The organism is uncultured Metabacillus sp. (assembly GCF_947503125.1).
Taxonomy (GTDB): domain Bacteria; phylum Bacillota; class Bacilli; order Bacillales; family Bacillaceae; genus Metabacillus.
Map to the genome: position 1 here is coordinate 20798 of NZ_CANNCR010000053.1, position 7690 is coordinate 28487.

Consider the following 7690-nt stretch of genomic DNA (forward strand, 5'->3'; position numbering starts at 1 on the left):
AAAGTTGTAATAAAACATTTTTTCAGTAATTTTTATTCTCTATAATTATTATTTTCTTAATTTTTAAAAAACAGAAAACGACTCAAAAAGCAAAGATGAAAAGGAGAGTATCTAAATGACAACGACATCAACCACTATGACGACTTATCAGCGAACAGAATATCCGCGCCCTCAATTTCAACGCAATTCTTGGAAAAACTTAAATGGAACATGGAAATTTGCCTTTGATGACAACAATGTTGGAGAAAAAGGTTTATGGTATGAAAAGCCGGCATTCTCAACAGAAATACAGGTTCCTTTTACATATGAAACAAAAGCAAGTGGAATTGGAGATGAAACCTTTCATCCTTATATTTGGTACCAAAGGGTGTTTGAGATTCCGAAAGAGGAAGCAGGAAAACGAGCCATTTTACGGTTTCAAGCTTCCGATTATCTAACAAAGGTATGGGTGAACGGGAACTATATCGGCCAACATGTTGGCGGAAATGCAGCTTTTTCCTTTGATATTACAAATGCAATCGATAACACGAAAGAAAACGAATTGGTTGTGAAAGTTGAAGATAGCAATAATTGTGCTCAACCAAGGGGCAAGCAGCGGTGGATAGAGGAAAACTTTGGATGCTGGTATGTACAAAATACGGGGATATGGCAAACGGTTTGGCTGGAATTTTTAAACGATGAATGCATTGAACGAGTGAAAATGACCCCGAATATTGATAAGAACTCTGTTGCGTTTGAATACAAGCTTAATGGGGATTTAAATGATAGTTGGAAATTAGAAACAACGATTAGTTATGACGGCAAAAAAATAAAGCAATTCTCAACTGTACCTGATCGTGCAAATACAAGAGTGGAGGTTGATCTCCTTTCAGAGGTACATAATTGGAAGGTGTTGTACTGGACACCGGAACATCCGCATTTATACGATGTTACGTTCCGCTTGACCGTAAATGGAGAAGTGGCAGATGAAGTACATTCCTATTTTGGAATGAGAAAAATTTCGATCAAAGATGGCAAGGTCCTGCTGAATAATCAGCCAATTTACCAGAAGCTTTTATTAGATCAAGGATATTGGCCAGATACGATGCTTACCCCGCCTTCAGATGCAGCGATCTTAGAGGATATCGAGAAAACGCTTGAGATGGGCTTTAATGGTGTTCGAAAACATCAAAAGCTTGAGGATGAACGCTTCTTATATTGGTGCGATAAAAAGGGATTACTTGTCTGGTCCGAAATGGCAGCGACCTATGAGTTTTCCGATGAAGCGGTAGAGAATTTCACAAAAGAGTGGCTTGAGATTATTCAACAGCATTACAATCATCCATCGATTGTTACATGGGTTCCTTTTAATGAATCGTGGGGAGTATCTAATATCTTTACAGATAAAAGGCAGCAAGCTTTTACAGAATCGATCTATTATTTAACAAAATCGATTGATCCCGAGCGGCCGGTTATTGTGAATGACGGCTGGGAGCATACAATTTCGGATATCATCGCCCTTCATGATTATGAGGAGTTAGGCGAAGTATTTTTAAAACGTTATCAAAATAAGGATCAAATCTTAAACAATGAGATTACTCATAACCATCATAAGTATGCATTTGCAGAAGGTTATGAGTATAAAGGTCAGCCGGTCATGTTGACGGAATATGGCGGCATTGCCTTCCAGTCAGAAAAAGGCTGGGGCTATGGCAATCAAGTGAAGAGTGAAGAGGATTTTCTAGCTCGTTATGAATCGATCACTCAAGCAATTAAAGATACGCCATATCTTTGCGGCTATTGCTATACCCAAATCACGGATGTACAGCAAGAGGTGAATGGTCTTCTATATGAAGATCGAACTCCAAAAATAGAACTTAAGAAAATCAGAGAGATTAACCGTAAATAATTTCAGGTTGGATAAAAGGAGAAGCTATGACATTTCGACAAGAATACCCGCGCCCGCAATTAATGAGAAAAGACTGGCTTAATTTAAATGGTGAATGGGATTTTCAATTTGATGACCAGAATATTGGATTAGAAGAAAAATGGTTTGAAAAAGGAAGGGAATATCAGCAAAAAATCAATGTTCCTTTTGCTTATCAAACAAAGCTTAGCGGTATTCATGATCCTGCCTTTCATGATTGGGTTTGGTATCGCAGAGAATTTGATATTCCCGAATTCATGCTTGGCAAGCGCATCATCATGCATTTTGGTGCTGTAGACTATCGGGCAATGGTTTTTATTAACGGAAATCTAGTTGGTTCCCATGAAGGTGGCCACACTGCTTTTTCCTTCGATATTACAAACTATTTAATAGAAGGAAAACAATCAGTTGTTGTCAGAGTGGAAGACCCTTCCAGAGACGAAACAATCCCTCGCGGCAAACAGTATTGGATTGAAAAATCGGCAGCGATTTGGTATACACGGACCACCGGCATCTGGCAAACGGTATGGTTAGAGGCAGTAGATAAAACACATATCAACAAAGTTAGGTTTACTTCTGACATTGATAATGGCGATATCACCATTGATCTTGAGGTAACAGGTGAATATATAAATAAAGATGTTGAAATTGAGATCAGCTTTAAAGGTGAGCATGTAGCTAAAGAAACGGTCAAACTATATGAAAGTTTTACGAAACGATCAATCAATCTCTATAATCGAAAAATATTCAGAACAGGATTCCATCATGTTGGGTGGAACTGGTCACCGGAAACGCCAAATTTATTCGATGTCAAGATCCGCTTGAAAGAAGAAGCTGCAGTACTTGATGAAATCACTTCATACTTCGGAATGAGAAAAATCCATACGGAAAATGGCATGGTCTATCTTAACAACAGACCGTATTATCAAAAGCTGGTTCTTGACCAGGGGTACTGGCCGGACGGTTTATTGACTGCACCAACCGATCAGGATTTAAAGAACGATATCGAATTGGCAAAAGAAATGGGCTTTAACGGGTGCAGGAAGCATCAAAAGGTTGAGGATCCGCGATTCCTATATTGGGCAGATACATTAGGGTTTCTAGTATGGGGAGAATGTGCTGCTTCTCCATCCTTTAGTGAGGATGCTGTTGCTAGGCTCTCAAAAGAGTGGATTGAGATCATTGAGCGAGACTACAATCACCCTTGTATCGTTACCTGGGTCCCTATTAATGAAAGCTGGGGAGTTCCTTTCATCTGCACAAATGAACAGCAAAAACACCATTCTTTGGCAATGTATCATTTGATCCATTCGCTCGATCCTACTCGTTTAGTGATTTCAAATGATGGTTGGGAATTAACGAAAACAGATATTTGTGCGGTCCACAACTACAGCCATGGCCACAAGGATGAAGTTGAAAAATACGATGCATTTCGTCATTCTATAGCAACAACAGAACAGATCCTTCAGTCAAAACCTTCAGGCTGGAGCATCTATACGAAAGGATTCGAATATAACGGTGAGCCCATTCTCTTAACCGAATTTGGCGGAATTGGTTATAAAGTGGGAGAAGAAAATGGCTGGGGGTATACGACAGTCACCAATGAGGAAGAGTATCTGGCAGACTATGAAAGAGTGATGAAAGCAGTCTATGAATCTAGCGCATTGCATGGCTTCTGCTATACACAGCTAACAGATGTTGAACAGGAGATTAATGGGATTTTGACCTATGATCGCAAGCCGAAATGTGATTTGCGTAAGATTAAACGAATAAATGATATGTGGCATGCAGAGGTCGTTAAATAACTCGAATGGATGAATGAAGTGGACTCTCTCTTGGCTGAAGTCAATTGATTTCAGTCAAGGGATTCATCTTATATAAATTTTTGATAGTCCGACACTTTTGTGAAAACGCTTTAAAACAAAGGGTGCATGTACAAACTAATTTAATTGGGGGGTAACAAAATGAAGAAAAAAGCACTACTCATGTTTTCGATCCTTTTTGTGTTTGTGATGGCTTTATCAGGCTGCAGCAGTTCTTCGAGCTCTGGTTCTGCTAAAAATGAAATCGTTTATTGGAATCCATTTACAGGTCCTGATGGCGAAAATATGAAGCAAATGGTCAATGAATATAATAAAACAAATCCAACATTCAAGATTAAGAATGTATCGATTGGTGCAGATGATATGTATGCGAAAATCCCAACAGTTGTTAACTCGGGAAAAGGGATACCTGACCTCACCATTGTTCATGCTGAAAGAATTAAGCAATTTGTAGACAATGATTTATTGCTGCCATATGATGATCTATTAGCTGATTATCCAGAAATTAAAGCAGAAAACTATGTACCAGCCGGCTGGAATATCGGGGAAATTGATGGCAGCAGATACAGTGTTCCGTTAGATGTACACAGCTTTGTTATGTATTACAACAAAGATTTACTAGAAAAATATGCGCCCAATGCACTTGATGACAATGTGATTACATTTGATGAAGTAAGAGAAGCTGGAGAAAAGTCTAGTAAAGACGGTATTAAAGGGATTGGCATCACGTGGACACGTCCGATGTTCTTATCGATTTACAATCAATTAGGCGGAGATATTACAAGTGACGGAGAAACACCAACACTTAATACACCTGAAGCGAAAGAAGCACTGGAGTTATTAAAAGGATTAGTGGATGACAAAATTGCCAACAAAGATGGAGAAGACCCTGGACAGTTATTTAAATCAAATAAAGCGATCTTCTATCCTGAAGGAATTTGGATGCAAAACAGCTTAAATGAAGTGAAAAAATTAAATTGGGGTCTGACAAGTTTCCCTCAAGTGTCACCTGATAAAATTGTCAACTGGACATCCTCTCACCAATTCGTCATGTTTAAGGATGAAAACCGATCTGATGAAAAAGTAAAGGGTATGCTGGACTTCCTTGATTATGTGAGAGAAAATTCACTTCCATGGGCAAAAGCAGGACAAAACCCAGCAGCTTTAGCGACATTAGAAAATCCTGAATTCAAAGAGCTGCCGCAATCATTTTTACTCGAAGATCCTAAATTACAAGAGTCACTTAAAATCTTTGACTATAAGTATAATGGCTTCGTGGCTGAAGAGGTTGATAAACTAGCTGGCGATGCCATTTTTGGAAAGCTTGAAATTGAAAAAGGATTGGAAAATGCTCAAAAAGCAGTTGAAGATAAAATCGCAAACAATAATAAAAAATAACGTTTCTCTATGATTTGAAAAAGGAACGCCTGAGACTGTCTAAACATCAAAGGGACAAACCCCAGCGTACACGAGGGGGCAAGTCCCTTTGCGGCAGCCTCCTCTATTCGAGAACGAAAGAATAGGAGCTAAAATAATGATAAATACTGGAGCGAAAAGGCAAGTAAATGTGTCCGCTGCATTAGGTAAATATTCGAATAAAAAACGGCTGAACCTTTCTCCCTATCTTTATATTGGACCACATCTCATTTTATTTGGTATCTTTTTTCTCTTTCCAACTTTATATGGAATTTACATTTCATTTACGAATTGGGACCTCATTGGGGAGCCTGAGTTTGTAGGGATGGCAAACTATACAGAAATTTTATTTAATAAAGATTCCACCTTTTATGAACAATTGCGGATCGGTTTGGGAAATACGTTTAAATTTGTTTTGTATACCGTACCTGCTTGTATTATTGTGCCGTTGCTCTTAGCTGCTGCTCTTCATACAAAACCGAAAGGAATGACCTTTTTTCAGGCATTATTTTACATGCCGACATTGTTTTCTGTTTCTGCCGTCATGATAGTCTTTTCCATGCTCTTTAGTGTTTCATTTGGACCGATTAATCATTATCTAAATGTGGATACAAACTGGCTATCTAATCAGCCTTACGCGTGGATTACATTAGTGATCGTAACGGTTTGGTGGACAATCGGTGGAAATATGATTATTTATCAAGCCGCTCTTAACGGTATTCCAAACGATTTATATGAAGCAGCCTCTATAGATGGAGCAAATGGTGTTCAAAAGTTCTTTCGAATCACACTTCCTAGTATAAGAGCACAGCTATTATATACCGTAGTGATCACGACCATTGCCCAATTCAATGTATACGGGCAGCCGCTCATGTTAACACATGGCGGGCCCACAAGCTCGACGACAGTGCTGTTAATGTACATTCAAGAAAATGCCTTTGGCTCTGGAATATCGATTGCCGGTATTGGGGCCGCAATGGCAGTTATTCTTGGTATATGCATTATGATCGTTTCGGCTATTCAATTCTTCTTTTTAAGACAACGTGACTAGGAGGTGCCTACCTTGAAGAAAAAACCGATTTCTAAAATATTTTCATTCATTTTTTTATTGTTTATGGCATTTATATGGATTGTCCCATTATTGTATACAACCTTATCGACGTTCAAAAGTGAGGCTGATATTCAATCAAGCGCCTTTACGATTTTACCGATTAATTGGGTGATTGGTAACTATCAGGATGTTCTTTTTGAGAATACGAGTGCTCCAGTAGCAAAGTGGTTTATAAACTCGCTGATTATATCTGTTTCACAAACGGTTTTAGTATTAGTGCTTGTTTCATTAGCAGGTTATGGCTATTCAAGAATGAAATTTAAGGGAAGAGATGCGATTTTCGCCTTTTTAATGGCAACGATGATGTTCCCTGGCGTTGTAAATCTGATTCCGCTTTACAAAATTATTGATACATTTGGCTGGGTAAACAACTACTTGGCAGCGATTGTTCCGGGGACAGTTGGAGTTTTTAGTATCTTCCTCGTAAGGCAATTTATGCAAGGGATCCCTAAGGATTTTGATGAATCGGCACGAGTGGACGGCGCTTCAGACTTTCAGATTTTTACGAAGCTCATCTTGCCGTTAATAAGACCTGTCTTAACCGTTGTCGCGTTATTTACCTTTACGGGTTCATGGAATGACTTCCTATGGCCATCGATTGTGTTTAATGAAGTTGAAAAATTGCCGCTTACACCTGGATTGCAATTACTTCAGGGGATCTATGGCGGACTGGAGGTTGCTCATTCTTTAACTGGAGCACTAATTGCGATGGTTCCGACATTTATCCTTTATTTGTTCACACAAAAATACTTTATGGAATCCCTCTCTTTATCATCAGGGGTTAAAGGGTAATCAATCAAAGGTGTTTATGAAGGAGGTTTAGGAATGAATAGAAAGCTGGAAAGAAGATTCATTAGGATCGGGGCGATATGGCAAATTGTTTCAGGTCTCCTTACGATTTTTGTGTATGCCTCTTTTATTAAAAAGGAAGGACTGAATTCTTCCTATAACACGATTGCACAGCTTGAGGCAGCACAGTCTGTTTTTGGCAGCTTGTATATGTTTTCCGTTTCCTTTGGGATGATCTTTGTTATTCTAGGAATCTTAAACTTGGTTTTAGCGAAATCATTGAAGGATGATCAAGCTGAAATGAAAAAGCCAGTCTGGTTTATCATTCTGGGGGTGGCATCCTATTTCGTCATGGATATTTTAGGATCGATTCTATTTTTATCTGCAGGGGTTCTGGCGTTAGCTAAAAATAAATCGATAGCTAAGCTCGGAAACTATCATTTACAAAATCAATAAAATAATCGTCGTGCTGTTTTCGTCACTATCGGCTCATTAAAAATCAATAGTATATAACCGAAGGAAAGGCTTCATCATTTCCTTTGGTTATAGGTTGATTTTTTTTTGTAAAATCAGAATTTATATATTTTCTTAACATAGCTTGCGTTTCTGAATCTAGCTCCAGGCGCCATCGGCTCTAGGGTCTAG

6 protein-coding genes are annotated in these 7690 nt (G+C 38.7%); all 6 read left to right on the plus strand.

Going from position 1 to position 7690, the window contains the following annotated elements:
• The first annotated feature begins 115 nt into the window (after window positions 1–115).
• Window positions 116–1888, plus strand: a complete 1773-nt coding sequence (locus Q1B07_RS21620; RefSeq protein WP_299093991.1) for a glycoside hydrolase family 2 protein — start codon at window positions 116–118, stop codon at window positions 1886–1888.
• Window positions 1889–1914: 26 nt separating this feature from the next.
• Window positions 1915–3711, plus strand: coding sequence for a glycoside hydrolase family 2 protein (locus tag Q1B07_RS21625; protein ID WP_299093990.1), 1797 nt, complete (start codon window positions 1915–1917; stop codon window positions 3709–3711).
• A gap of 159 nt (window positions 3712–3870) precedes the next feature.
• Complete coding sequence (locus Q1B07_RS21630) at window positions 3871–5127, plus strand: extracellular solute-binding protein (RefSeq protein ID WP_299093989.1); 1257 nt, start codon at window positions 3871–3873, stop codon at window positions 5125–5127.
• A 136-nt stretch (window positions 5128–5263) separates the two neighbouring features.
• The gene (locus tag Q1B07_RS21635) at window positions 5264–6196 is read left to right on the plus strand and encodes a carbohydrate ABC transporter permease (protein ID WP_299093988.1); all 933 of its coding nucleotides are present in this window, start codon (window positions 5264–5266) and stop codon (window positions 6194–6196) included.
• A 3-nt stretch (window positions 6197–6199) separates the two neighbouring features.
• Window positions 6200–7048, plus strand: coding sequence for a carbohydrate ABC transporter permease (locus Q1B07_RS21640; protein ID WP_366945255.1), 849 nt, complete (start codon window positions 6200–6202; stop codon window positions 7046–7048).
• Window positions 7049–7081: 33 nt separating this feature from the next.
• Complete coding sequence (locus Q1B07_RS21645; protein ID WP_299093984.1) at window positions 7082–7501, plus strand: hypothetical protein; 420 nt, start codon at window positions 7082–7084, stop codon at window positions 7499–7501.
• Window positions 7502–7690 lie beyond the last annotated feature (189 nt).

Excerpts from the sequence above, each read along its gene's own strand:
- Q1B07_RS21630 (WP_299093989.1), top strand. The coding sequence starts at position 3,871 with ATGAAGAAAAAAGCACTACTCATGTTTTCGATCCTTTTTGTGTTTGTG.
- Q1B07_RS21620 (WP_299093991.1), top strand. The coding sequence starts at position 116 with ATGACAACGACATCAACCACTATGACGACTTATCAGCGAACAGAATAT.
- Q1B07_RS21645 (WP_299093984.1), top strand. The coding sequence starts at position 7,082 with ATGAATAGAAAGCTGGAAAGAAGATTCATTAGGATCGGGGCGATATGG.
- Q1B07_RS21635 (WP_299093988.1), top strand. The coding sequence starts at position 5,264 with ATGATAAATACTGGAGCGAAAAGGCAAGTAAATGTGTCCGCTGCATTA.
- Q1B07_RS21625 (WP_299093990.1), top strand. The coding sequence starts at position 1,915 with ATGACATTTCGACAAGAATACCCGCGCCCGCAATTAATGAGAAAAGAC.